Below are 26,335 nucleotides of genomic sequence, written 5' to 3' on the forward strand. Positions count from 1 at the left end.
TTATCTCTCCTGGCTATTTCTACCCAACAGACGCATTTTCTTTCTGTAACTTCCCGGATTTTCTCCTGTCATCTTCTTAAAAAAGCGGTTGAAGTAGGAGATATTCTCAAATCCTAAACTATAGGCAAGGTCCTTGATCGATACATCCTTTAACAGCATGATCCGCTGGGCCTTCTCTATTTTCTTCTGACTGATATATCGTCCGGGTGTACACCCCATGCTCTTTTTAAACAGGCGGATGAAATGATCTTTTGATAGGAAACTCATCGCTGTTAGTTCTTCTACATTAACAGGTTTATCGATGTTCGCATGGATATGATGCAGCGTTTTTATTATCCGTTCGTCGATATCCAGCCCCTTGTCAGATGCGTGCACCAGAAAGCGCGAAAACACCTGTTTAAGGATGCCCTCCGCTTCCATTTCAAAAGCCAGCGGAGTCGTCTTCTGGAGCGCGATATTTTTAATGAGCATAGCCGGATTATCGTAAGATACGGGATCATAGTATTTCAGCTGCCGGTCCGGATGAATGCCCGCAAGGCGCTTGATCAGCTGAATGGCCAGCGGGTCTGCTTCAATTTCTACAGGGAAATCAACCATGTCAAAAATACTGGGCAGATGATCTGTCTCTTCATAAAGATGAATATAGTACAGTGATAGATGACCCTCACATTCATATCCATGATTAGTATAGGAGGGAGTAAGATATAAGTGATCTTTTTTCAGTGCATACTTTTTCCCATCCCGGATGATGCTGGCGGTCCCGTTTTCTACCAGGTGTATCCTTGTAAAAGGGCTGCAAATATTTTTCCAGTTCCAGTCGGCATGGTGAACTGCATGTCCAACATTCAGTAAAATGAAATCCGGATATTTTCGCTCTCTGTTCATTTACAAGGTGGTTGTAATAAATGTATCGTTTAAATATCGATAAAGTACAACTTTTACCACACACCTCCTAAAAATAGGTCGATATCCCAAACTGATACCCCGCCAGCTTCGCAGGAGGATTTTCTAAAATATCCCGCTGCCAGTTATACCGGTAACAGCTGCCACCATCCATTTTTAGGTAGATTTATTTTCATTATTTAGACAAGACTAAATTAATTATAGAACAAGTCTAATATTATATTTTATAAAATTGTCCAAGAGTTAAAATTTAGACTGAGTAAAAAGGGGAAAGGCTGATTCATCACTGAACCAGCCTTTCCCCTTTTATTGTAGCCTGAATTTATTTAATCAGTATCAGAAGTAGCTTAACCACTTTTTCTGGCCCTGATTCGCCTGTTTATACTGGCTGAACAAACGGCTTAGCGGGTAAAGCAGCAGCATTACAGCGATCCATACCAGGTAGACAACAGGGAGAGAGAATCCGTATCCCTGCAACTGAGTATTAGCCGTCACCCATGTTGTCAGGTTAACCATGTCTGCCGGAGGGTGTCCGGACAAACCGGCTGCAAGAACACCCAGGCCATGTATCAATGGGATGTGCAGCAGGTAAAAGAACATGGGCACCTTACCAAAGACAAGCACCTTAGAAGTGAACCTGTTCAGTGGTCGCTCAGCATATGCGAGGAACAATAATGCAGGTCCCAGCGTCATCAGTATATACAGTAATGAAGGCGGATACTTTGTAACATTGACAAAAGAAAGGAGCGTGAACATGAAATTTTGCTGGCCTGACCAATGCGCTGCATCGCCATAGATATTTATCCAGCGAAGGATGACAAAAAGGAGAATAGCCCCGATACCTATGTTGCGTAATAGCTTTTTACGGGTTTCAGGAGCTGTATCCGGTGTATAAAGGCTGCCCAGGCAATAGCCCAGGCTGATAATGCCTATGTACGGAATCACAGGGTACCCTACAATAAAACGGAAGGGACCAGCAGTGAATCCGGCAAAATTAGGCTGGTGCAATACCGACCACAGAAATGCAAATGGACTATCACCTGCAACATGCACGTTATCCAGGGCGTTGTGTCCTGCTACCAGGAGAATCCCCAGGGGGAGCAACACTTTCCGCGGTAAATGGATCAGCAGGGCGAGTACCATCATGCTGATACCGAATGCCCAGATCACCTGGAGAATGAATGCCGGGTAATGAGGATTAAAGGTCCAGAACAGCGTAATTAGGAATAGTTCTACAAACACCAGCCAGATGCCTCTTGTAAAGAGGAAACCGGAGAGCGCTTTACGGCCATTCTTTGCTCCATAGAGGCAGGCTGATACACCGGCAAGGAGCATAAAAGTGGGAGCACAGAAATGCGTGATCCATCGTGTGAAGAAGATAGGAACACTGGTGTGTTGCAGGTCCGTCGGATCGTTGATATAAGAATACGCGTGAAAATAGTCGCGAACGTGATCAAGTGCCATAATGATCATAATAGTGCCTCTGAGTAGATCAATAGACTCTATACGGCGACTTTTGGCAACCGTCTTTGGTTTGCCGGTTGGTGCAATGGTATTATCTCGGTTCATAAGGAAGCCCAAATATCAGCAAATTTCAAGGATCTTTTGTAATGAGAATATCAAACGATCGGTACATGCCTTTTAACTTATCCAGTGAGGGACTTTACCCGATCTGCCAAATCGTTAAGACGTCCCGCCAAAAGTATAATTCCTTCCCCGTCATCCGCCCGAAATTTGTAAAAAAATAAGAACACAATGTCTAAAACAATTTTCATTACCGGCGCATCATCAGGACTTGGCAAAGCAACTGCAAAACTTTTTCACAGCAAAGGCTGGCATGTAATTGCCACCATGCGTAAACCACAGGAAGAAAAAGAACTGTCATTGCTGGATAACGTTACCCTGTTACAATTGGATGTGACCAGTCTTTCGAGCATAGAAGAGTGTGTGCGCACCGCCACCAGTCAGTTCAATATCGACGTGGTATTTAACAATGCTGGCTATGGGCTTGTCGGGCCACTGGAAACCCTTTCCGATGAACAGATCACCAATTTACTCAACACAGATCTGTTGGGCGTGATCAGGGTAACAAAAGCTTTTATGCCTCACTTCCGTGAGAAAGGAGCCGGATTGTTTATCAATACCTCCTCTATTGGCGGCATGATCACCTTCCCGCTCAATGCGCTTTACCATGCAGCAAAATGGGGACTGGAAGGTCTGGCAGAAAGTATGCATTTTGAGCTGTCAAAGTTTGGTATCGGTATCAAAAACATCCTTCCCGGCGGTATCCGTACAGACTTCGTCGGCCGATCTATGGCTTACGGCACATTGAATACAGCACCATACCAGGCGATCCTTGACAAAGCCAACCAGGCATTCAGCGAAGTGATGAAGCCAGAACAACTGACACCTCCCGAGATCATCGCTGAAACTGTATACGAAGCAGCTACCGATGGGAAAGACCAGTTGCGTTATATCGCCGGTGAAGATGGTAAACAATTCTATGCCAGCCGGAACAGGTTGGGCGCAGATGCTTTCAGAGAACAGTTTGACCAGCTATTCTTTGGTAAATAGGACGCCCAACAACGCCTCATCAACAAAACACAATAAGGCCCCGGTAGGGGTCCTATTGTTTGTTGCGCGGGGGAACCCCTGGGTGGGTTGATAACCCCGGGGAACCGTGGGGTACAACCGGAAAACAACGTGTCATTAACAAAACATAATAAGGCCCCGGTAGGGGTCCTATTGTTTGTAGCGCGGGTTGATAACCCCGGGGAACCGTGGGGTACAACCGGAAAACAACGCGCCATTAACAAAACATAATAAGGCCCCGGTAGGGGTCCTATTGTTTGTAGCGCGGGGTGAAACCCCGGGTGGGGTGATAACCCCGCAAAAACGCGGGATGACAACCCGGAAAACGACGTGTTAGGCGTACCCCCCGGTACGTCGCACAAAAAATGGTAAATTGCAACATGGAAGAAAAAGTGATCAATATCAAAACAATCAGCGAACTGCACCGGCTATACGAGCATTCTGCTCCGAAGCATCCATTGGTAAGTGTAGTAGACCTGATGTCTGTTCGTCATGATGCGCTGGACCCCAATGTCGGTTATCAGATGGATTTTTACCTGGTTGCCTGCAAACGGTTTAAAGGCGCTATCAGGTATGGCAGGTCGCAATATGATTTTGAAGAAGGTTCTGTCATGTTCACTGCCCCCGGACAGGTACTTGTTGCTGGTCCGGAGGTAGAGATGGAAGAGGGCTGGGCGCTCTTTTTTCATCCTGACCTGATAAACAGCTCCGCATTGGGCCGGATGATACATCAATACTCTTTCTTCCTCTACGACATCAATGAGGCGCTGCACGTTTCTGAAGAAGAAAAAGCCATCCTGTACGATTGTGTCAGTAAGATCGAACGCGAGTGCACAAGTCGCATCGATAAACATACACAACACCTCATCGTCTCGAACATTGAACTCCTGCTCAGTTATTGTGAACGCTTCTACGACAGGCAGTTCCTGACAAGGGAGAAGGTGAGCAACGATATCGTACAACAGTTCGAGTTGTTGTTGAACGATTATTTTACCCGTGAAGTTCAGCAGCAGGATGGTCTGCCAGACGTGAAATACTTTTCATCCAGGTTGAACCTGTCTGCCAAGTATCTTGCTGATCTGCTGCATAAATTCACCGGAAAATCGACCCAGGAACATATTCATCTCCGACTTGTCCGGGAGGCGAAAAACCTGCTCTGGAGCACTAACAGGTCTATCAGTGAGATTTCCTATGATCTGGGCTTTGAGCACGCATCTCATTTCAGCAGATTATTCAAAACCAAAACCGGACTGACGCCGGGAGAATTCCGCAACAACAAACAGGAACCGGATGGTATCGGTTAAGTGTTAATTCCATATGTCAAAGAGCTTTCCTTTACCCTAATGCGGTGAGCACTAACGCTTGCCTTACTAAGGAAATGTGTATTTATCTGGACGCGCTGATAACGCGGATTTAAAACCAATCTGTAAAAAATTATTTTACTTTTGCTCAGGAGCACGCACCCTCCTTAAAGTAAAACAATGAAAAATACAACTGTGGCCACCGGCGCCGGTATTCCCTACCATACTTTTGCTGAACTGCTTTCCATGCTGGAAGGGCTCCAGCATACCGAAGGCCTGTTCATTGTAACGGAGGAGGACGACATCCGCATGAGGAACCTGGTGCAATACCCCTTCCGTTCGGATCATTTTATTATCATCATGCAGGTGGAAGGAAGCTCCCAGGTAAGGATCAACACGACAGACTTTCATATCCATGAAAAACAGGTATTGTTAATTCCACCTACTGCCGTGCGCCAGTTCCAGGAAGTGGAACCCGGCAACCGCTTTGCAGGGCTGGTATTCACTGCCGGCTTCGTAGCCAGGAGTGGTATCAGTAAGAAAGATGCCGAAATGCTGGACTTCTTTTCTGCCAGCCTCCCGGGCTTCGACCTGAAACCAGCCGAATTTGACCGGTTATTGAGCATGTTGATGCTGCTGCGGGAAAAGTACACTTCCACCGATGGGCTGCCTGCAGATCAGCAGGTTATCTTTTACCTATTCCTGGCTTTCTTATACGAACTGCGGTCAGTTTATATGCGTAACAACAGCGACAAAAAGATACAGCTCACCAGGAAGGAAGATATCACCATGCGCTTTATCAAGCTGTTGAATGATTTCTGCAGAGAGGAGCGAAGTGTGTTATTTTACGCTGCACAAATGAACGTGACACCCCGTTACCTGACCCAGACGGTGAAAGAGGTGACCGGCAGATCGGCCGGAGAACTCATAGACGAAATGGTGATCATGGAGGCCAAGCTATTACTGAATGACATTTCCGTTTCCCTTGCGCAGATAGCCGAACAGCTGTATTTCAGCGATCAGTTCTTCTTCAGCAAATTCTTTAAGCGCAATACGGGTATTACCCCCTCCGAATACAGGAAACTGTCCTGACCCCTAAATGTCATATGTCGTTTTAGACATATACTCTCTACTTTCAGACATTCCCCGGACACCGACTTATCCGCAACTTTGCCCCAGCATTTTAACTCCTGGCAAAGGAGAGTAGCAATTTCTAAATATACAGACTCATGAAGTTTTTTCTTGGAAGAGCTCCATTCGTACTGGCTTTGCCGGTACTGGCTTCCTGCGGCCATAAGCAGCCCGGAAGCATCAGACAGGATGCCGTAAAAGTAATGGTACAAAAGATAACATCCGACGCAAGACCGGAAGTACTACACTATCCCGGGGCTATTGAAGCCGACAACACCGTAACACTTGGCTTTTCTGTTGCAGGAAGGGTAACGACGGTCAGCATACAGGAAGGACAGCAGGTACGCGAAGGACAATTGCTGGCCACCATTGAAACCGAAGAATATGTCAGCGCCTTACAAAGTGCTAAAGCAGCGGAAGACCAGGCTGCAGATAATTTTAAACGCTTAAAGGAACTGCATGATAAGGGTAGTTTGCCTGAAAGGGACTATATCGCCGCCAGATCAGCCCTATCACAGGCAGAAGCGAATGTGCGCGTGGCCGCTAAAAGGCTGGCGGATACAAAACTCTATGCACCTTACACAGGTATCATCTCCGCTAAGCTGATCGACAAAGGCGCTACCGCTTCCCCCGGAGTACCTGCTTTCACCATATTGAAGACGGACCAGGTATATGCCAAAGCGCCTGTTACAGAAAGCGACATCAGCAAACTCGCTGTGGGGAAAGAAGTATTGGTGATCATTCCTGTATTGAACGACAGTTTAAAAGGCGCTGTTACGATCATTAACCCGCAGGCAGATAACAGCTCCAGGACTTATGCAGTAAAAGTAAGACTCACCAACAAAGCAGAAAAGTTACTACCCGGTATGCTGACTGAAATGCTGGTATATACAGGCAGAGCGCAGGAAAAGATTGTGATACCTGCTGCTTCCATTGTACGTGATGCCGATGACATTACTTATGTATTCGTAGCCAATGATCAGCATAAAGCCATCCGCAGGCGTATTACAGCCGCTGGTGTTACTGGCAATAATGAAGTGATCGTGCAGGAGGGATTGCAGGCAGGCGACAAGCTCATAACTGAAGGCCAGACACGTCTCGAAGACGGTAGCAGCATCCAGTTCTGAGCCATTTTCTGTCATTACTAAAATCATTCGAAACAAGATGAATAAGCCGAGAAAAATGCATTTCCTGGAGGCCGCCATGAAGCATAAACAGGTCGTTATTGTCGTAACGTTCCTGCTGCTGATCATAGGCACCTTTGCACTCCTGAATATGCCCCGTAGTGAGAATCCCAGGATAGATATGCCTACCGCGCTTGTCTACGCCATTTATCCGGGTGCTGATGAGAAACAGGTAGAACAGGAAGTAACAAAAAAAATAGAACAATATCTCTTCTCCTTTGAAGAAGTAAAGAAACGTAGTACCAAGTCCGAAACCCGGGAAGGACAAACCTTTGTGACCACGGAGATATTCACCGAAGTAAAAGACAGGAAGAAGTTCTGGCACACATTGCAACTTGATATGGACGCCAGGTTGAAGCCGCAGTTGCCGGTAGGTGTAATCGGACCATTCGTGAACAGCAACTTCAGTAATGTGACTGCGATGATCATTGGAGTATCATCTCCCATCCGTAGTTATGCTGAAATTGAATCTTATCTCGATAAACTGGAAGATGGCCTGAAGACTATTCCGGTGGTATCGAAGATCAACCGCTCAGGGGTGCAGAAGCGTCAGCTGTATATCAACGTAAACGATGAGAAGATCCGGCAGTATGGTTTTGACGTTTCCAGCCTGATAGGCGTGCTGCAACAGCAGAACGTAACGAACTATACCGGAGAGCTGAACATGGCTTCCAATTATATCATCCCTATCTACACCAACAGTCGCTATAAAACGGAGAATGATGTGGCCAACCAGATCATCTTCAACAAACCCGATGGCACCATTGTACGCCTGAAAGACGTGGCTGCGATTGAGCGCCGCTTTGAAGAGCAGTCGTCTTATGTACGCATGGGAGAGAATAAAGCCATGGTATTGTCTATCGATATGCAACCGGGACGAAACATTGTACAGTTTGGAAAGGAAGTAGAAGCGAAGATCAAAGATATAGAAAGTACGTTCCCCGAGGATGTGAAGATCACAACTATCGTGAATCAGCCGGAAGTAGTGGCAGAAAGTATCAGCCATTTCATGGTGGAATTTGGACTGGCTATTGGTTCTGTGATCATCGTGGTGATGTTGTTGCTGCCTTTCAGAGTAGCTGCTGTAGCATCTGTAGCAGCGCCGATCTCTATCCTGATCACTTTTGGTATCATGAATATCGTGGGACTGGAATTGCACCAGGTAACACTGGCAGCGCTGATCATTGTGCTGGGAATGGTGGTCGACAATGCCATTGTGGTAGTAGACAATTACATCGAGAAACTGGATGAAGGGATTACTCCCTGGCAGGCGGCATGGCAGGCTGCTAAACAACTCACGCTGCCTATATTCACCGCCACACTGGCTATCATCTTTGCCTTTGCTCCATTGGCGTTGTTCATGGACGGTATTGCGAAAGACTTCATGGCATCATTGCCCATCACCATTGCCATTGCCTTGATCGCTTCCATGCTGGTGGCGCTGCTCTTAACACCTTATATGTGCTATGTGTTCATCAAAAAAGGACTGAAACACAAGATCAGCGACCGGCCTATGAAAAAGAACCTGCTCGACAGATTGCAAACTGCATTTGATAAGGGTGTTGAGTTCTGTTTCCGTTGGCCGAAAGCAACGATGCTGACAGGAGTAGCAGCAGTATTGCTGGCACTTGTCATCGCCGGTAAAGTAGATCCGGAATTCTTCCCGATCAGCGAACGCAATCAGTTCAACATGGAGGTATGGTTGCCTTCCGGTTCTTCCCTGCAACAGACAGAAGAAACTGTAAAGCGACTGGAAGCGGTGCTGAAAAAAGATAAACGCGTGGTGCAGATCACCAGTTTTATGGGTATGAGTTCACCACGTTTCCATACTTCCTATGCGCCGGAAACGCCTCGCAGGAACTACGCGCAGGTATTTATCACGACTACCAGCAGTGAAGCCAGTGAAGAGATGGTACATGAGTATCTGCAATCCTTAAAAGGCTTCCTGCCTGATGGTAATATCAAACTGAAACAACTGAGCTTCCAGGAAGGCGCTCCCATTGCTGTCCGCGTAATCGGCGATAATAGCAGCGATCAGAAGAAAGTAGCCGCCCAGGTCAAAAAGATCCTGGAGAACGCCAAAGGTACCAACTGGGTAAGACTGGATTGCGAGGAAGACTATTTTGGTATCCGCTTACAGATCAATGAAGATAAGGCGAACCGCCTGGGGATCTCAAACCAGGCTATTACACAGACCCTGGGCGCGGGATTGAAAGGATATGCGCTGTCTACAATGTGGGAAGGCGATAAGCCGGTGGACATCTTCCTGCGCTACGATTCTGCCAGTCGCAGGGATGCGCAGGCACTCGAAAACCTGCATGTAACCACCCGTTACGGTGATAAGATCCCTTTGAAAGAAGTAGCATCGCTTACTGCTGCCTGGCATACAGGCATGATCGCGCACAGGAATGGACTGAGAACATTATCTGTATTATCCGAAGCCCAGCTGGGACAAAAACCTTCGCGCATCCTGAAAGCCGTACAGCCACAGATTGACCAGTTAAAGCTGCCGCCCGGTATTCGCATAGCATATGGAGGTGATGCAGAATCATCCGCAGATAACCAGCCTTCTATGATGGTATCGCTGGGAGTAAGCCTGATCCTCATCTTCCTGACTTTATTATTCCAGTTCAAGAACCTGGGTAAAACGCTGATCATATTAGCCACTTTCCCGCTTAGTCTCCTGGGCGCCTTCTCTGGGCTATACCTCACAGGCAATCCGCTCGGTATGACCGCCTTTATGGGCATTATCAGCCTGATCGGAATCGTGGTGCGAAATGGGATCATCCTGGTGGATTATGCGGATGAACTGGTACACGATCATGGTTACAAACTGAAAGCAGCGGCGCTGGCAGCAGCAAAGCGCAGGATGCGCCCGATATTCCTGACTTCATCTGCCGCTGCTGTTGGGGTAGTGCCAATGATCATCAGTAAGTCGCCTATGTGGGCGCCGCTGGGTAGCGTACTGGCTTTCGGTCTGATTGTATCCATGGCCCTGACGCTTTTTGTAGTGCCTGTGCTCTACGCCCAGTTCATTAAACCGCAACCGGCCACGCCGGAGTTGCCTCAGGCGGATGCCGATGCTCCTGTACAGTATAAACCCGTACATGCATAAAGAGAAACGGCATCTTTTCAAACCGTTCAATTTTAATTAAGCAAATGAGTATAGTTCGATATATAACGCCACTCCTTGTAAGTACTGCATTGTTAGCATCGCAGTACACGACAGCCCAGCGGGTGCTGACACTTGAAGAAGCAAGGAAGCTGGCGGTGACGAGGAATAACAACCTGCGCGCTGCGGAGGAAAAGATTGGCGCTGCAAAGGCGCAAAAGGCGATAGCTGGCGCAAAGGATAAGCCTACGCTGGATGGCTCGGTGACAGGTTTTTACTTCAGCTCTCCGCTGAATAAGCTCTTGCCGGAGTATGGGGTTAGTCCGATGGTCACTGCTTCACAACCGCTTTATTCTGGCGGTAAAATAAAGCTGGGTAAAGCAGCTGCCGACAAAGGTCTAGAAATAGCTGAAGAGCAAAAGGCACTGACAACAGCCGAGGTGATACTGGCAACGGAAAGCGCTTACTGGCAGGTAGTTGCCGCAAAGGAAAAGATCAAACTGGCAGATCAGTATGCAAAGCAGCTGGACGGCTTGTATCGCGAGCTCAATAACGCTTATACGGCTGGTCTGACTTATAAGAATGATCTTCTGCAGGTAAAGGTACAACAGAACGACAATCAACTCAATCTTATCCGTACCAATGATGCCTGGGTATTAGCCCGGTTAAACCTGGCTCAGATTACCGGTCTGGGAGACAGCACTGACTTTGTTCTTCCGGATTCGGTACTGGGCGAATTCAACAACGGCACCTTGCACCGTTCAATGGAGGAAATAGCGGCAAACAGGCCTGAGATAAAGATCCTGCAGAAATCTCTTGAATCTGAAAAGATCCAGGAGAAGATCCTGAAAGCTGACTTCAGACCCTCTGTGGGATTAAGTGCAGGCGGTCTGGCGGGCTTCGGAAAGCAGGGCATCAACCTGGGGAATCCTTCCAGCAATGCCTTTGCCGCTTACTATGGCATGTTGCAGATAAGTATGCCGATACTGGATTGGGGGCAGCGTAAACAGAAGATTAAACAGCAGCAACATAACATCACTGCACAACAATACCAGCTGCAGGAAACAAAAGAGAAGATATCACTGGAAGTACAGCAGGCATATCTGCAGCTGAATGAATCGGCTAAACGTATTGAGCTATCCGGCGCGTCACTGGAACAGGCGGAAGAGAATCTAAGACTGAGCAATGACCGTTTAAAGGCTGGCACTATCACTGGCCAGGATGTGCTGGAGGCTCAAACTATCTGGCAGCAGGCAAACAGTAATATCATTGATGCCAAAACAGCTTATCGCATCAGTGAAGCGAATCTGTATAAGATATTAGGTATGACACGGTTTTAGTATAGGCTTTGTGTTTTGATAGGCGGATCCGGGTTCGTATACTTCCCCGGATTATCAAAACCAGGGTATAAACAGTTGTAGGTTTAAGCAATACACCGGTGCAGTCCTGCACTGGTGTTTTTGTTTATGTGTATAAAGGATTGCGTATTGCTATTGCCGGGAAACAATACGAAATGACAAAACACAATAGCCACTACGGCGGGGCCAATTGTTTGTCGCCCTGGGTTTCAACCCGGGGGCCATGTGTTTGTATAACCGATATATAATCCCGGGAATCCGTGTTTACAACAAACGTCATTAACAAAACATAATAGACTCCGTTAGGAGTCTCAGTGTTTGTAGCGCGGGGTGATAACCCCGGGTTACGTGTTTGTAGCGCGGGGTGATAACCCCGGGGTTACGTGTTTGTATAACCGATATATAATCCCGGGAATCCGTGTTTACAACAAACGTCATTAACAAAACATAATAGACTCCGTTAGGAGTCTCAGTGTTTGTAGCGCGGGGTGATAACCCCGGGTTACGTGTTTGTAGCGCGGGGTGATAACCCCGGGGTTACGTGTTTGTAGCGCGGGAGTTCACCCCCGGGTGTCTACGCCCGCAGGTTTCAACCCAAACCACACCGCCCCCCATTGAAAAATACAAACCAGTTGGTATTGCCATAGTTTCATATTCTCGGTAATTTTATACTACAAATTTCGGCGACACTCCGCTTTTGCTTTACTACCCCACCAATCTCGTAATATATGATCAAGAAACCTCCATTCCGCAAGCTGAGAGGGTACGCGTTTGACCCTTCTTTATCCCTTAATCTCGACACTGCCGTCATTAACAATATCACCTATAAAGTTCGCTGGGAAGATAAAGATGACCCCGACCCGGAAAGGCGGCTTAAATCTGGTCCGAGAGGGGAGTACCTCGAAGTGGTTGACTATGATCCTACGGTCGATAAATTCTATGCCCCGGTAGATCTTGATCATCCTTATATTCTGGCACAGGACGGATTAAATCCTTCCGGCAGCAATCCGCAGTTTCATCAGCAAATGGTGTATGCCGTAGCCATGACCACCATTAAAAACTTTGAAGCAGGATTGGGCCGGCCCGTGCTATGGAGTTCACGCCAGGTAATGATGGACGAACAGGTAAACGGGAATCCGCCGGAGAAGAAGGCAACTTCTGTATATGTGCCCACCTTACGTATTTATCCGCATGCAATGAGAGAGGCGAATGCCTATTATTCTCCTCAGAAAAAGGCACTCTTATTCGGTTACTTTTCTGCACAACCTGCTGATGTTACTTTGCAGATGCCTGATGCGCTCACCTTTACCTGTCTTAGCCACGATATTATTGCACATGAAACCACGCATGCTATCCTGGATGGCTTGCATCAAAGCTATACGGAAAGCAGTAATCCCGATGTATTGGCGTTTCATGAAGCCTTTGCAGACATTGTTGCATTGTTCCAACATTTCACTTTTTCTGATGTCTTGAAAAACCAGATTGCGGCAACAAGAGGAGACCTGGCCGCGCAAAACCTGTTGGGTAAGTTGGCACAGGAATTTGGTATTGCCATTGGCAGTTATGGCTCTCTTCGTGACGCTATTGGCACCTTTGACAAAAAAACGAAAACATGGAAACCAAATGAACCCAATGGAGATGAGTACAGGAAATTCATGGAGCCACACCAGCGCGGCGCGATACTTGTCTCTGCTATATTTGAGGCTTTTCTCTCTATCTATAAAAACAGGATCAGTGATCTTTTGCGTATTGCCAGTAATGGATCGGGTATACTGCCACAGGGGCAGCTAAGCCCCGATCTGGTAAACCGCATGGCCGCTGAAGCCGGAAAAACCGCACAGCATGTATTGAATATGTGTATACGGGCATTGGACTATTGTCCACCCGTAGATATTACTTTTGGTGATTATCTGCGGGGAATCATTACGGCTGATACAGACCTGGTGGAAGACGATAGCCGCGATTACCGGCTAGCGTTCATTGATGCTTTCCGTAAACGGGGCATTTATCCGAGTGGTATTAAACATCTTTCGATTGAAAGCCTTACTTACTCCATTCCAGATACATCTGGCATACAGGGGCAGATCAATGTTATCGTTAATTTTTTAAGGGAGTACAGAAGTGAAATACTGAATGAGAAAAGGAGAAGTGAAATCTTTAAGATTAACAAAAAATACATAGCGGGGCAATATGACGACAATGCTCCTAAGATCTACGGCCTGCATCGCCGCCTGCTGCAGAAGTTCGACAATTCCATTCAATTTGAAAAGCTGACCGGACTTTTATTTAGCGAAGGCGCTCGCGGGCTTGGAATAAGCACTTCTCATGCGTATGGGAATGATGAAGGCAACTGGCCCAGTGTGTCAATTCAGTCGCTTCACCTGGCCTCACGTGTGGGTCCGGATGGTAACCAGGTAAATCAGATCATAGTAACCATGATCCAGAGAGCGTATATGACCATTTCCCGTGACGGCAATCGTGAACCGGTGATTGTTCCGGGAAAAGCTAATGGCAACGTAAGAGTACTGGGGGGATGCACGCTGATATTTGACCTGGACAGTCTGCAACTCCGGTATGCTATATCGAAGCCCTTACTGGACCTTGAAAAATTGAATGAGGGAGTACGTAAACTGAATAAGGGCCGTTGTAGCGCGCTCTTTCAACATCACCAGGATATGAGGATCGGGCAAAGCCGCTTTGAAGCATACTTCAGTATGGGGCCGGCAAATTCAAAGAATGAACCTTTCTGTTTTCTTCATACACATTAACTTTTGTTATGGCAAAGTCAACAAACACCAGGGTCGATAAAGTTAAAGTCAGAATGTATAAAGGAGGGACGGGCGACTGCTTTCTGCTTCAATTTATGAAGGGCACTGAGCCATCCTTTAACATGATGATCGATTGTGGCAGTATAAAAGGTGGAGCACCGCAGTTTGAAGCAATCGCTAAAAATATTAAAGCAGAAACAGGAGGTATAATAGACTTGCTTATCGTCACACATGAACATGCCGACCACATTAATGGCTTTGAAAAAGCTAAAGAACTCTTTGATGAATTTACCTTTAAAAAGGTCTGGTTTGCCTGGACCGAAGATGATGAAGATCCGGTAGCGAATGATTATCGCCAAAACCGTAGTGAACTGGGCCTTGCATTGGACGCTGCAGTTGCTAAGCTGAATATGCTGCTGACAGATAATTATTATGAAAAGCTGTTCATGGACGATGTGAGAGGGCAGCTGATGGTTGATGGAAAGAGAAAATTCATCAATTCCATTACATCGTTAAATGATCTGAATATGCTGAAGGCGGCCAAGGGGAAACCGCTGCCTACAATGGTGGAGAAGTTTAAAGAGTTTAATATCATTAAAGAGGATACAATAGTAGAGCTACTCAAGCCGGGAGATGTCCGTTCAAAGCTGGCAGGAGCCACCGGTATCCGCTTTTACGTACTGGCGCCTCCGAGAGATTTTAACCTGCTGGACGAAACAGAAGGTGGCGATAATAATTTTGATAAACGTGAAACAAAGAGCCGGAAGGACTTTGCTTTCTTATCTGCCGTAGACGGAGCGATTACTGGCAGTGAGGCATCCAAATTTCCATTTGAGGCGGAACATGAACTCAAGGACACACAACATGAGATAAGGCAATTATATAACAAAGTGGGAGATGAGTGGCGAAAGATCGATCATGATTGGTTATACTCCGCAGGTAGTATAGCTATGCGCTACGAAAGAAGCATTAATAATACCAGCCTCGCCCTCGCTATACAATTTGAAGACAGCGAACGTGTGTTGTTATTCCCTGCCGATGCTGAATTCGGCAGCTGGAAAAGCTGGCATATGGATCTACATTGGCCGGTTAAAATTGATGGAAAAACAGTGAAGAAGGATATTTCCTATTTCCTTGCCAATACTGTCTTTTACAAAGTGGGTCACCACTTGAGTCATAACGGAACAGCAACAACAATGGGTCTTGACCTGATGACCAGTGATGAATTGACAGCCATGGCCACCCTTGATTTCGCTAAAATAAACGATGGCTGGTTGAACACCATGCCTAACGACCTGCTTGGCGCGGAACTGATCCGCAAATGCAATGGTAAGCTATTCGTCAATGGCAACTGTGATAAGATACTTTCCAACATGAAGACAGACCGGGTGACTATTAAGAAAACCCATGAGCGCATCATGCGGAAATTACACGAGGGTTTTGAGGATGAGATCTTCCTGGAGTGCGTTATAGACGGGAAAAATCCATCGTAATTGCTTTCTTCCTGGAATGCATCATCGATGGATGAAGTACATTTTCTCCTCCAGGAATGCAATCAGGCGGATAAACCTCATCTCGCTTGTTTCTCCCCCTGTTTCGATGACTGATACTCCGTAGGCGTCATTCCAAACTGCTTGAGAAAATTCCTGCCGAAATTCGTCTGGGAATGATACCCTACCATGTCAGACACTTCATATATCTTGAAAGAACCTTGTCCCAATAACTCCGCCGCCTTCTTCAAACGGGTAACATTTACCAGCTCATTAGGCGTAAGGTCAGAAATAGATTTGATCTTTCTATACAACGTAGGCCGGCTCATATTCATCAACCGCGCAAGTTTTTCTATATCAAGATCCGGATCATCGATGTTCTCATGAATAATAGCCGTCAGTTGCTCCAGGAACAATTCATCCGGACGGGTGGAAGCAATGGTATTGATATTCACAAGCGGTGAATGTGCAAAGTAGTCTTTCAGTTTAGAACGATTGGCTAGTAGTGAAGCAATCTGTGCCATCAGGAATTCAGTAGAGAAAGGTTTGTCTACATAGGCATCCGCACCTAATTCCAATCCCGCTATTTTAGCCTGTAAGGTGTTTTTAGCAGTCAGCAGGATAACAGGGATATGGCAATAGTCAAACGTCGACTTGATCAGACGACATAGTTCAAAACCATCCATCACCGGCATCATTACATCACTGATGACCAGCTGTACGGGTTCAGTCCCCAGCAATGATAAAGCCTCTTTGCCATTCTGCGCTGTCAGCATGGTATACTTTTCACTTAATTCCTCCCCAAGGAAGGCCAGAATTTCTTCATTATCGTCTACGAGCAGCAACAGTGGTTTCATGATGTCTGGTTTGTGGTGGTAATTGATTTGTTGGTCCTGCCTGGTTGCAGATTGAACTCTATTTCCTGGTGTACCGGCATACGCAGCACAAACACATTCAGATTGTGATGGCCTGCTTGTAATGTGAGTGTTCCTTTATGCAATGTGGCTAAAGAGCGTGAAAGCGCCAGGCCTATTCCTGTACCTTTCTGCATCTCCGTTTCCTTCAGCCGGAAGAATGGTTCGAATATCTTTTCCTTCATATCCTCCGGGATGAGATGACCATCATTGCTGATCTCTATGGTAAAATAATTCTCCTCACCGGGAGAAACCAGCAGGCGTATGCTGGCAACAGTAGCTGCATATTTTACAGCATTCCCAATAAGGTTACTAAGAATTTTATTGAAAGCCTCAATATCAACATAGGCATACAATTCCGCCGGCCGTTCAAGAGAGAGCTCCAACTGCTTTTGCTCCGCCAGTGTCTTAAACCCGGTGTACATCTCTTCCAGGAGGTCCGGAATATTAGCCTTGACGAAGTTGAGGGAGTAGCCGTTTAGCTCTGTCTGGCGGAAGTCAAGCAGCTGGCCGGTAAGTCCTACCAGCCGGTTGGTATTGCGCTCCATAATGGAAAGACTATCCTTAATCTCCGGCAGGTGGCCGGCTTTCCGGATCACTTTCTCCAATGGCGCTTTAATCAGTGTTAACGGCGTCTTGATCTCATGCGCTACATTGGTAAAGAACTCGATCTTGGCCTTGAATACTTCTTTCTCCTTAGCTGCTTCAAACAGCTCTATCCTGCGCCGGTTCTTAGCTTCAATCCGTTTGTGATAGTTCCGGATGATATACCAGATGATACATGTCGCCAATACCGCATACAGTACCACTGCCCACCAGCTACGCCACCAGGGCGGCATGATTTCGATGACCAGGGTGGTTTCTGTTGCAGGCCATACACTACCGCTATTGCGGGCCTTTACCCTGAAGGTATAAGTACCCGGCGCCAGTTCTGTGAAATAAGCCTTACGGTTCGTTTTCAGGTAAGTCCAGTTCTTATCCAGGTTCTCCATCTTATAGGCATATTCCGCGATTTCCGGCGCCGTATAGCTAAGTAAGGCGAAGTCAATACTAAAGGTAGACTGGTGATAGCTTAATGAGATCTTATCGGTAGAGGTAACTGAGTGTTGTAAAGGTGAGCCTTTTGCTGCAATAGGGAGCTCGCGGTTATGCACCTGGAACCCGGTGATATACACCGGACCAGCAAACGTATTCTGTATAAATTCCTCCGGATTGAAACTGATAAAACCCTTTCCACTGCCGAAATACATACGCCCCTCCGCATCCTTATAAGCCGAATTAAAGTTGAACTGGTCGCTCAGCAGACCGTTCGCCCGGGTATATGTCTTTACATTGCCATTCCTTGGATTAAAGCAGCACAAACCACGGGAAGTGCTGATCCAGAGATTCGCCTGTTTGTCTTCCAATATACTGAGCATAAAATTGCTGGGGAACCCGTCCTGCGTGGTATATCTCGTAAAACGCTGTTGAGCCTTGTTATACCTGCAAAGACCTCCTTCAGTAGCGAACCATAGGTGGCCACCGGAATCTTCGAAAACACTGTTGACACGATCGCTGCTAAGGCTCTGTATATCGTTTTCCGCATAGCGGAAATTCCCCTTTTTACCTGTAGATGGATCATAAAAATGAACACCGCTGCCATAGGTACCCGCCCAGAACACGCCGGACTTGTCCTGCAGGAGGCAGGAGTACCAGTTAACGAGCGGCAGACCGGGAAACAGAACAAAATCGTTCCTGATTCTGTCATATTGGTAGGCGCCCCTGGTAGTGCCCAGCATAATGGAGCCTCCCCGGGGACGATAGATACAATAGATAAAATTGCTCTGTAAGGCGGAGAGGCCGGATTGCATGTTGAAGCGCCGCGTCACTTTACCGGTTCGGGTGTTCAATACATCCAGGCCGTGTTCGAAAGTGCCGATCCATAGTTCGTCGCCATCCAGCAGCAAGCCGTGGATGTTCGTATAAGAGATACTGCCTGCGGCACCAGGCTGAAAATGTGTGAACGTTTGTGTAGCCGGATCCAGTTTATTCAGGCCGGCATCTTCTGTCCCGATCCAGAGATTGTTGTAGCTGTCGCCATGGATCTCGCGCACCACATTCCCGCTGAGCGAGTTTTCCCCTGTTTTAGGGAAATACTTTCTGAACGGGGTGTATTGCGTCGGATAGTAGTTAACGCCGCCAAAATAGGTGCCTGCCCAGATACCGCCTTCCTTGTCACGGCAGAAGGTATATACCGCGTTGTCGGAGATGGAGTAAGGATCATTATACATCTTCCGGAGGTTCCTGGCCTTCCCGGTAAGCGTGTTATAAATGAAAATACCTGTCTCGGTAGCGATCCAGTATTCATGATCAGCCGTCTGGAGGAAGTTACGTACGAAGATCTCGGTATGGTCATCGTTATAGGCGAGAATATCTGTATAGGTATCGGAAGCAATATCAAATAATTTGGCGCCCTGGTTGGAGGTGCCCACCAGTATGTGCCCATCCCTGGTACTGGCTATCCGCTCTATCCAGCGGGACACCGGCCGTGTCGAATGACTGAACATGTCGTAGGCAGTAAAAGTGCCGGCATGATGCTTTTGGAGGTAACCATCGGTAGTAGCTACCCAGATGCTACCATCGGGCGAAAGACAGAGGGAACTGGCTTCAAAGAAGCTGTCAATACTGAAATACTGCAACTGGCGGGAGGCCTGGTGATAACGGAATAGGGAAAAGCCGGACACGAACCAGATATTCCCGGTACTGTCGCCCTGTATGGCCCTTACCTGTCCCTTGGGTGCTACCTCCAGTAGCCGAAAGCTTTCGGTGGAATTATCGTAGCGGTAAAGGCCATCTTCGGTGCCTACCCAAAGGGTGCCATCAGCGCCCTCGTAGAGCACATGGATAAAGTTGCTGCCAATGCTGCCGGTGTCCTGCGGATTGTGGCGGAACACTTTGAAGGTATACCCGTCAAAGCGGTTCAATCCGTCTTTGGTGCCGAACCACATAAAACCTCTGCTGTCCTGCAGGCTGCAGATGACAGCATTGTTCGAGAGGCCGTTCTCCACCTGGTAATGCCGGAAATAATAGGATTGTCCGGATACAAGCCCGGTTCCACCAACAAAAAAACAGATCAGCAGCAATATGCTCATCGGAATATTCAAACGTGGTGTGGCGCTCCATTGTCCCTGTTCACTATAACGCGTTCTAAACATAGCGTTTCATAACGTAAAATCTAAAATGAGATGATTTGCTGAAGTTTTGATACAGATTGTAGAGCCTAAGAAAACTATTAATCGCAACTTCATACCACTAACCGGATCGTAGTCCGGAAAAAGGTGATAGCACTTTTAATTGTTACTGTCACACTAATAAAATTAACTATTATATACATCCCGGACAAGAAATTCCGGACATATAAAAGAGTTTTATTTGAATTAATAATAATTACACGTTTATGAAACTGATCCGCATCTTGCTAAACAGCAGCGTATTCCCTATACTCGCCTGCGCACTGTTTCTGCTCATCGAGCCGGCATCCGCCCGGCAAATCACCAAAAAGAAGTTCCGGGGAACGGTCATCACCCGGGAAAATGAACCAGTTATCGGCGCTTCTGTAAGTGTGAAAGGCGGCGCCGGAACAGTGACAGATATTTCAGGAAAATTCACTATCGAGGCAGAAGAAGGCGCTTCTGTTATCATCACCAGCATGGGGTTTGAAAGTAAGGAAGTGGTGCTGAAAGGAGAGGAACCTGTTTCAGTAAGACTGGAAAAGTCATACCGGAACCTGGAGGATGTGGTCGTAGTAGGTTATGGCTCCGTAAAGAAAAAGGACCTGACAGGCTCCGTGGCACTGGTGAATGTGGGCGAAGCGAAAAAGAACGTGTCTTACGATGTAGCTAAAATGTTACAGGGACAGGCAGCCGGTATCAGCGTGCATGGCTCCGGCGAACCAGGTGGCTATGTGCAGATCAAGATCCGTGGTACAACAACCTTCGGTAATAACAGTCCCCTGTTTGTAATAGACGGAGTACCCGTAGATGCGCCTTACGATTTTTCACCTAATGATATCGAGAGTATCCAGGTACTGAAAGATGCCTCCGCCGCTGCGATATATGGTTCCAGGGCCGCTACCGGTGTGATCATCATCACCACCAGGAAAGGAAAACAGGGACCAGTGAGGGTGACCTTCAACAGTTATGCCGGTGTACAGGAAGTGGCGAGGAAGATATCACTCACGGACAGAGCACAATACCAGCAGATCGTATCTGCGGCAGAAACAAACGCCGGATTAACCCTGGCGCCAGCCAATGATCCGACTAATCCTTCATATGTATCCAATATCAATACAGACTGGCAGAAAGAAGGCCTGAAAAGAGGACTGATACAGGACCATAACGTCGGACTTTCAGGCGGTACGGAAAATATCTCCTACAATGCTTCCCTGGGTTATTTCAACCAGACAGGTACACAGGTAGGGCCGCAGAAATACGACCGCTATACCCTGAACAGCAACCTGCAGGGTAAAAAAGGCCGTTTCAGCTACGGTGTAAAAGTGGCTTATACACAATCGCACAAGGGGAACTATGCCGCTACCAATGGCCACGCGGTGTTCGGAGGAGTAGTGACCAGTATGCTGACCGCTATTCCTACCATGCCTGTATACGATGCTTCCCGCCTGGGCGGATATGGTGGCAGCGACCAGGTAAAGAACAGGGCTATCTCTGCCAACGTAGTAGGGATTAATAACCTGGTGAATGATTACAGCGACCGTAACCGCTTCCTGGGAAATGCATGGGGCGAACTGGAAATAGTGAAAAACCTGAAGTACAGGATCAACGCCAGCTACGACAGGACCGATTACGAGAACTCTCACTTCGAGCCACGCTTCGACATGGGATACTACTATCTCAATACACAATACTACATGTACCTGCAGAATGGTCATTCAAACACCAGCCTGCTGGAGCATACACTGACCTACCAGTTACAGAAAGGCAAACATAAAATTGACTTCCTGGCTGGTCTGACTTACCAGGAGGATAAGAACGAATGGATGGCTGCCACCGCGCAGGATACCTCAGACCTGAACTTCCGGACATTTGCCGCTGTAGCCAGGGCAAGCGCTAAAGGCGTGACCAGCTGGAAAGGCATGGCAGCGCTTTACTCCACGCTCGGCAGGATCAACTACAATTATGACGATCGTTACCTGCTGACAGCCAACTTCAGACGGGATGGTTCATCAAAGTTCGCACCAGCAAACCGCTATGGTAATTTCGCTGGTTTCGCGGCTGCCTGGAATATCAGCAATGAGAAATTCCTGCATTTGCCTTCCTTCATCAGCAGTATGAAACTAAGAGGTGGTTATGGTGTATTGGGTAACCAGACTTCCCTGGGTTGGTATGACTACCAGTCGTATATCAACAATACCACTAACTACCTGTTCGGCGATCAACTGGCCACAGGTTCCACTACCGTATCAGTGACAGACCCTACCCTGAAATGGGAGTCTACCACTACTACCAACGTAGCGCTGGATCTGGGCCTCTTTAATGAGAAATTATCCTTTACGGCGGAATATTATAACCGCCTTTCAAAAGATATCATTACCGCTATCCCTATACCTTATTCTGTAGGTTCCTTCCCGCAGACACTCACTACCAACGCAGCATCGCTGAAGAACAGTGGCTTCGAGTTCACCCTGACTTACAAGGACAACATCGGTGCGTTGAACTACTCTATCAATGCCAATGCTTATACCCTGAAGAACAAGGTCGAAAAGCTGGGTGGAAAGAACAACCCAGTGTATGGTTCCGGCAGCAAAACAGAGGTGGGCCGCGAAGTGGGTGAACTGTTCGGATACAAGACAGACGGCATCTTCCAGAGCCAGGATGAGATCAGCAAACATGCTACGCAAGACCAGTCAGGCGGTATCAAACCAGGCGATATCAAATACAAGGACATGAACAATGATGGTGCGATTACTGATGCCGACAGGACCTACCTGGGCTCAGCGATCCCTAAATTCTACTACGGCCTGAATGTATCTGCTTCTTACAAAAACTTTGATGTGTCTTTCTTCTGGCAGGGTAATATGGGCAGTAAAGTGAACAATGGTGTTTATTCAGCGTTGATGGCTGGCCAGTATGGTAATGCACATACCGACGAACTGAATTACTGGACACCTACCCACACCAATACCGATGTGCCAAGGCCGCTGATCAACGATATCAATAACAGCCGGTTCTCCGATCGTTTTGTACAGAGCGGCTCTTATGTAAAACTGCAGAATGCGCAGATCGGGTATACCATTCCTGAATCTACTTTGAGCAAGACGCATGTATTCAGAAGCCTGCGTGTGTATCTCTCTGGTCTGAACCTGGTAACGATCACCAAATACAAAGGCTACGATCCTGATTTTATCAGCGACGGTTTGTTTAACAGGGGCTTTGACTATGGCTCCTTCCCGAACCCGAGAACCGTGATGTTTGGTGTACAGTTAGGCCTTTAATCTTTAAACAGCATTACAAATGAAACGTACTATATCTCACTATATTTTAACAATTGCCACCGCCAGCGTATTGGCTACTGGTTGTGATAAAAGACTGGACCAGGTTAATCCGAATGCGCAGACTTCTGAAACCTTCTGGGCAACAGGTAATGACGCTGTGCAGGGTATCAATGCAGCGTATGCACCTTTATTGCTCGATGGCGCCTATATGCGCTTCACACCAATACTGCTGGATGTGAGAGGAGATGATATCAGAAGTAACAGTCCGTGGACAGCTATTTCAGGTGTCGGTAAGTTCGCGCTGGGTACAGGCAATGCCGATGGATATGGATGGGCATTCGACGAATATTATGAAGGCATATTCCGCTGTAACCAGGTGCTCGACAATGTACCTAATATCACTATGGCGGAAGATCTGAAAAACCGTGTGTTAGGGCAGGCTTATTTCCTGAGAGGATTGTATTTCTTTCACTTGGTAGACCTGTTTGGTAATGTAGCACTGCCTACAAGATCTCCGCAGTCAAAAGCAGATTTCTATGGCAAGCAGATGACAGCAGCAGATGGCTGGGCACAGGTAATATCTGATTTTAAGGCAGCTGCAGACCTCTTGCCTGTATCCTACAACGGCGTAACAGGTGCAGACGCGAACCAGGTAGGAAGGGCTACTAAAGGTGCTGCAATGGGCTATCTGGGTAAGGCTTACCTGTTTAATAAAAGATACCAGGATGCTGCTGATCAGTTTAAAAAAGTGATAGACCTGGGAGTGTATTCGCTGATGCCGGACTATAAAGACAATTTTACCGAGAGCAAAGAGAACAATGCAGAGTCCATCTTTGAGGTACAGTTCTCCACCACAGTTGGGGGAACTGACCTCGGATGGCAGGGGATTCCTACTTCTACCTGGGCGAAAACTTCCGCAAGGGCCATTACGTATGGTGCGCCTAATTTCGGATGGACGGATGTACAGCCAACAGTGTTTGTATTCAATGAATTTATGCAGGAGAAAACGGTGGACGGTGCAACAGACCCGCGACTGGATGCTACCATCTTCTATAACAAGCCGGGTGAAACCATCTACGGACAGCTATTTTCACAGGTATATGCCAACAGTTCCTACCTCAATGATATCTTCTGCCGGAAATACGAAAATGGAGATGGCAATAAGCCGAATGAATACGACTGGAAGTCTGGTATCAACGAGCGGCTGATGCGCTATTCAGACATTCTGCTGATGTATGCTGAGTGTCTGAATGAATTGCAACAGACGGCGCAGGCAGCTCCTTATATCCAGCAGGTGAGGACCCGTGCAAAACTGCCTGATATCACAGCTACATTGGCGGCGATGACGCAGGCAAAGATGCGCGATCAGCTATCCCATGAACGCTTACTGGAGTTCTGCCTTGAAGGCCACCGTTTTGATGATATCCGTCGCTGGGGCTGGCTGGAAGACGAGACTAAACTCGCCTTGCTGAAATCCCGTGATCCGGAGTTCAACAACTACAAAGCCGGTAAAGAACTGTATCCGATCCCGCAGGGAGAGATAGATAATAATCCGGGCTTCAAGCAGAATTCTTCTTACTAATGTCAACGCAGTATATGACCCATTTTCCTTTACGGAGTGCGGCCGTCCTGCTTTTACTGATCACAGGTATCATGTCCTGCAGTAAAAAGGATGCGCCGGCTCCGGCCACCAGAGATACGACTGTTGTGGAACCGCCGGTAGTCACCTTCGATATCAACAGCATTAACGATACCTATGAAGACATAGCTCCTTTTGTCTATTATCCCAAATGGGGCCCGTATAACGTGCATGATCCTATCATCCGGAAATTCGGTGACACTTATTACTGCTACAGTACAGATGCCGGTTTCGGTATCTCGGTGAGGGCAGGTTTGCAGATACGCAAATCCAAAGACCTCGTGCAGTGGACTTTTGTAGGATGGGTATTTGACAAGCTTCCTGGCCTGGGTGCAAGCTTTATACAGCAGCGGAGTGGTACACCGAATAACAGTCTCTGGGCGCCAAGTGTGGTAAAAGTAGGCAGTGAATACCGCCTATACTATTCACTGGCTTCCGATGTAGGACGCCTGAGTGTGATCGGCCTCGCAACCGCTTCTTCACCTGAAGGCCCCTGGACAGAAAAAGGACTGGTAGTGACTTCACAGAATGACAACAGTGTTCAGACGAATGCTATTGATCCGAGTGTGCTGGTGACGCCTTCCGGAGAGCATTGGATGTATTATGGTTCTGCATGGGATGGTATTTATGTGCTGAAGTTGAATCCTGCTACTGGATTAGCGCAGACGAGCAATGACAAAGGTAAACGTATTGCCAACCGCGGATTTACCAGTGGAAAGTATAACGGCAATATTGAAGGACCAGAAGTGGTGTATAATGCTGCGCAGAACAAATACTTCCTGTTCATCGCGTACGATTGGCTGGAAACGAAGTATAACACGCGTGTCATGCGCGGCGACAAGCCAGAGGGTCCGTTCTATGATTTCAAAGGTGCCGATGCCAACACAGGTATCGATCATGGCCCGATGATCACAGCCCCTTACCAGTTCAGTGGTCATGGCGGATGGCAGGGCGTCTCGCATTGTACCGTGTTTGACGATGGCAGTGGGCAATATTATATGGCGCATCAGGGCCGGCCGGGTATCAACAAGTACTTCATGGATCTGCATGTACGTAAGGTGTTCTGGACAACAGATGGATGGCCGGTGGTATCGCCGGAAAGGTATGCCTGGGAGGATAATGCTACTGTGCCGGTTGACAGTATTACCGGCAGCTGGGAGCAGATCATACTGGGGTATCGTGTAGTGCCGGGTTATGCAAATGAGCAGGTGTCGCCGGACTTCCAGGTAGCTGTTCCGTTGACCATATCCGCCAACGGTACACTCAACAATGATGCTGCCAGCAAATGGGTGTACAATGCTCCGTGGCTGGAAATGCACTGGAGCAATGGTTATACAGACAAGGTATTGGTACAGCGGGGCAGGGACTGGGAGAAGAAAACGTCAACGCTGATATTCACTGGTCTGAATAATGACGGTGTGGCCATATGGGGCAAAAAAAGTAAGTAATGATC

The 26,335-nt window shown here is 47.4% G+C and carries 15 protein-coding genes; 11 read left to right on the forward strand and 4 right to left on the reverse strand.

Translation table 11 applies throughout. From position 1 onward, the window contains the following. Both BLR32_RS26755 and BLR32_RS26760 read right to left on the reverse strand, forming a co-directional pair. On the reverse strand, positions 1–885 hold the full coding sequence (locus BLR32_RS26755) for a helix-turn-helix domain-containing protein (RefSeq protein WP_089836420.1): 885 nt from the start codon (positions 883–885) through the stop codon (positions 1–3). Positions 886–1,239: 354 nt separating this feature from the next. Next, on the reverse strand, positions 1,240–2,472 hold the full coding sequence (locus tag BLR32_RS26760) for an acetyltransferase domain-containing protein (RefSeq protein WP_089836423.1): 1,233 nt from the start codon (positions 2,470–2,472) through the stop codon (positions 1,240–1,242). Positions 2,473–2,658: 186 nt separating this feature from the next. On the opposite strand from BLR32_RS26760, the gene BLR32_RS26765 reads away from it, so the two are divergent. The 8 genes from BLR32_RS26765 (at position 2,659) to BLR32_RS26800 (ending at position 15,842) form a co-directional block, all read left to right on the forward strand. After that, complete coding sequence (locus BLR32_RS26765; RefSeq protein WP_089836425.1) at positions 2,659–3,477, forward strand: SDR family oxidoreductase; 819 nt, start codon at positions 2,659–2,661, stop codon at positions 3,475–3,477. A gap of 398 nt (positions 3,478–3,875) precedes the next feature. After that, positions 3,876–4,799 (forward strand): helix-turn-helix domain-containing protein, encoded by a 924-nt coding sequence (locus BLR32_RS26770; protein WP_089836427.1) that lies wholly within the window; start codon positions 3,876–3,878, stop codon positions 4,797–4,799. Between the two features lie 177 nt (positions 4,800–4,976). Further along, positions 4,977–5,888, forward strand: a complete 912-nt coding sequence (locus BLR32_RS26775) for a helix-turn-helix domain-containing protein (RefSeq protein WP_089836429.1) — start codon at positions 4,977–4,979, stop codon at positions 5,886–5,888. Between the two features lie 137 nt (positions 5,889–6,025). Then, a complete protein-coding gene (locus BLR32_RS26780; protein WP_089836431.1) occupies positions 6,026–7,054 on the forward strand; it encodes an efflux RND transporter periplasmic adaptor subunit in 1,029 nt (342 codons plus the stop codon). 37 nt (positions 7,055–7,091) lie between these two features. Continuing rightward, the gene (locus BLR32_RS26785) at positions 7,092–10,226 is read left to right on the forward strand and encodes an efflux RND transporter permease subunit (protein WP_176842443.1); all 3,135 of its coding nucleotides are present in this window, start codon (positions 7,092–7,094) and stop codon (positions 10,224–10,226) included. 44 nt (positions 10,227–10,270) lie between these two features. Then, positions 10,271–11,563 carry a TolC family protein gene (locus tag BLR32_RS26790; protein ID WP_089836433.1) on the forward strand — a complete coding sequence of 431 codons (1,293 nt, stop codon included), beginning with the start codon at positions 10,271–10,273 and terminating at the stop codon, positions 11,561–11,563. 746 nt (positions 11,564–12,309) lie between these two features. Next, positions 12,310–14,349 (forward strand): gluzincin family metallopeptidase, encoded by a 2,040-nt coding sequence (locus BLR32_RS26795; protein ID WP_089836435.1) that lies wholly within the window; start codon positions 12,310–12,312, stop codon positions 14,347–14,349. 8 nt (positions 14,350–14,357) lie between these two features. Beyond that, positions 14,358–15,842 carry a ComEC/Rec2 family competence protein gene (locus BLR32_RS26800; RefSeq protein ID WP_143011604.1) on the forward strand — a complete coding sequence of 495 codons (1,485 nt, stop codon included), beginning with the start codon at positions 14,358–14,360 and terminating at the stop codon, positions 15,840–15,842. A gap of 77 nt (positions 15,843–15,919) precedes the next feature. Here BLR32_RS26800 and BLR32_RS26805 read toward each other — a convergent pair whose 3' ends face one another. Continuing rightward, positions 15,920–16,696, reverse strand: a complete 777-nt coding sequence (locus tag BLR32_RS26805) for a response regulator transcription factor (protein WP_089836439.1) — start codon at positions 16,694–16,696, stop codon at positions 15,920–15,922. Next, positions 16,693–19,947: a ligand-binding sensor domain-containing protein gene (locus tag BLR32_RS26810; RefSeq protein WP_089836441.1), complete on the reverse strand. Its 3,255-nt coding sequence runs from the start codon at positions 19,945–19,947 to the stop codon at positions 16,693–16,695. The genes BLR32_RS26805 and BLR32_RS26810 overlap by 4 nt, the downstream gene beginning before the upstream one ends. 242 nt (positions 19,948–20,189) lie before the next feature. Here BLR32_RS26810 and BLR32_RS26815 point away from each other — a divergent pair, with 242 nt between their 5' ends. The 3 genes from BLR32_RS26815 to BLR32_RS26825 are packed head-to-tail and all read left to right on the forward strand — an operon-like array spanning position 20,190 to position 26,330. Continuing rightward, positions 20,190–23,243 (forward strand): SusC/RagA family TonB-linked outer membrane protein, encoded by a 3,054-nt coding sequence (locus BLR32_RS26815; protein ID WP_089836443.1) that lies wholly within the window; start codon positions 20,190–20,192, stop codon positions 23,241–23,243. A gap of 19 nt (positions 23,244–23,262) precedes the next feature. Further along, positions 23,263–24,825 carry a RagB/SusD family nutrient uptake outer membrane protein gene (locus BLR32_RS26820; protein ID WP_089836445.1) on the forward strand — a complete coding sequence of 521 codons (1,563 nt, stop codon included), beginning with the start codon at positions 23,263–23,265 and terminating at the stop codon, positions 24,823–24,825. Continuing rightward, positions 24,825–26,330 (forward strand): arabinan endo-1,5-alpha-L-arabinosidase, encoded by a 1,506-nt coding sequence (locus BLR32_RS26825; protein WP_218124258.1) that lies wholly within the window; start codon positions 24,825–24,827, stop codon positions 26,328–26,330. Before BLR32_RS26820 ends, BLR32_RS26825 begins: the two co-directional genes overlap by 1 nt. Positions 26,331–26,335: the final 5 nt, after the last annotated feature.

It is taken from the genome of Chitinophaga filiformis, assembly GCF_900102545.1.
GTDB classification, from domain to species: Bacteria; Bacteroidota; Bacteroidia; order Chitinophagales; family Chitinophagaceae; genus Chitinophaga; species Chitinophaga filiformis.

What these genes read in the sequence shown, in the direction of transcription:
- BLR32_RS26825 (WP_218124258.1), top strand. Translation starts at nt 24,825, where the DNA reads ATGTCAACGCAGTATATGACCCATTTTCCTTTACGGAGTGCGGCCGTC.
- BLR32_RS26820 (WP_089836445.1), top strand. Translation starts at nt 23,263, where the DNA reads ATGAAACGTACTATATCTCACTATATTTTAACAATTGCCACCGCCAGC.
- BLR32_RS26790 (WP_089836433.1), top strand. Translation starts at nt 10,271, where the DNA reads ATGAGTATAGTTCGATATATAACGCCACTCCTTGTAAGTACTGCATTG.
- BLR32_RS26775 (WP_089836429.1), top strand. Translation starts at nt 4,977, where the DNA reads ATGAAAAATACAACTGTGGCCACCGGCGCCGGTATTCCCTACCATACT.
- BLR32_RS26785 (WP_176842443.1), top strand. Translation starts at nt 7,092, where the DNA reads ATGAATAAGCCGAGAAAAATGCATTTCCTGGAGGCCGCCATGAAGCAT.
- BLR32_RS26795 (WP_089836435.1), top strand. Translation starts at nt 12,310, where the DNA reads ATGATCAAGAAACCTCCATTCCGCAAGCTGAGAGGGTACGCGTTTGAC.
- BLR32_RS26815 (WP_089836443.1), top strand. Translation starts at nt 20,190, where the DNA reads ATGAAACTGATCCGCATCTTGCTAAACAGCAGCGTATTCCCTATACTC.
- BLR32_RS26805 (WP_089836439.1), bottom strand. Translation starts at nt 16,696, where the DNA reads ATGAAACCACTGTTGCTGCTCGTAGACGATAATGAAGAAATTCTGGCC.
- BLR32_RS26755 (WP_089836420.1), bottom strand. Translation starts at nt 885, where the DNA reads ATGAACAGAGAGCGAAAATATCCGGATTTCATTTTACTGAATGTTGGA.
- BLR32_RS26760 (WP_089836423.1), bottom strand. Translation starts at nt 2,472, where the DNA reads ATGAACCGAGATAATACCATTGCACCAACCGGCAAACCAAAGACGGTT.
- BLR32_RS26765 (WP_089836425.1), top strand. Translation starts at nt 2,659, where the DNA reads ATGTCTAAAACAATTTTCATTACCGGCGCATCATCAGGACTTGGCAAA.
- BLR32_RS26780 (WP_089836431.1), top strand. Translation starts at nt 6,026, where the DNA reads ATGAAGTTTTTTCTTGGAAGAGCTCCATTCGTACTGGCTTTGCCGGTA.
- BLR32_RS26770 (WP_089836427.1), top strand. Translation starts at nt 3,876, where the DNA reads ATGGAAGAAAAAGTGATCAATATCAAAACAATCAGCGAACTGCACCGG.
- BLR32_RS26800 (WP_143011604.1), top strand. Translation starts at nt 14,358, where the DNA reads ATGGCAAAGTCAACAAACACCAGGGTCGATAAAGTTAAAGTCAGAATG.
- BLR32_RS26810 (WP_089836441.1), bottom strand. Translation starts at nt 19,947, where the DNA reads ATGTTTAGAACGCGTTATAGTGAACAGGGACAATGGAGCGCCACACCA.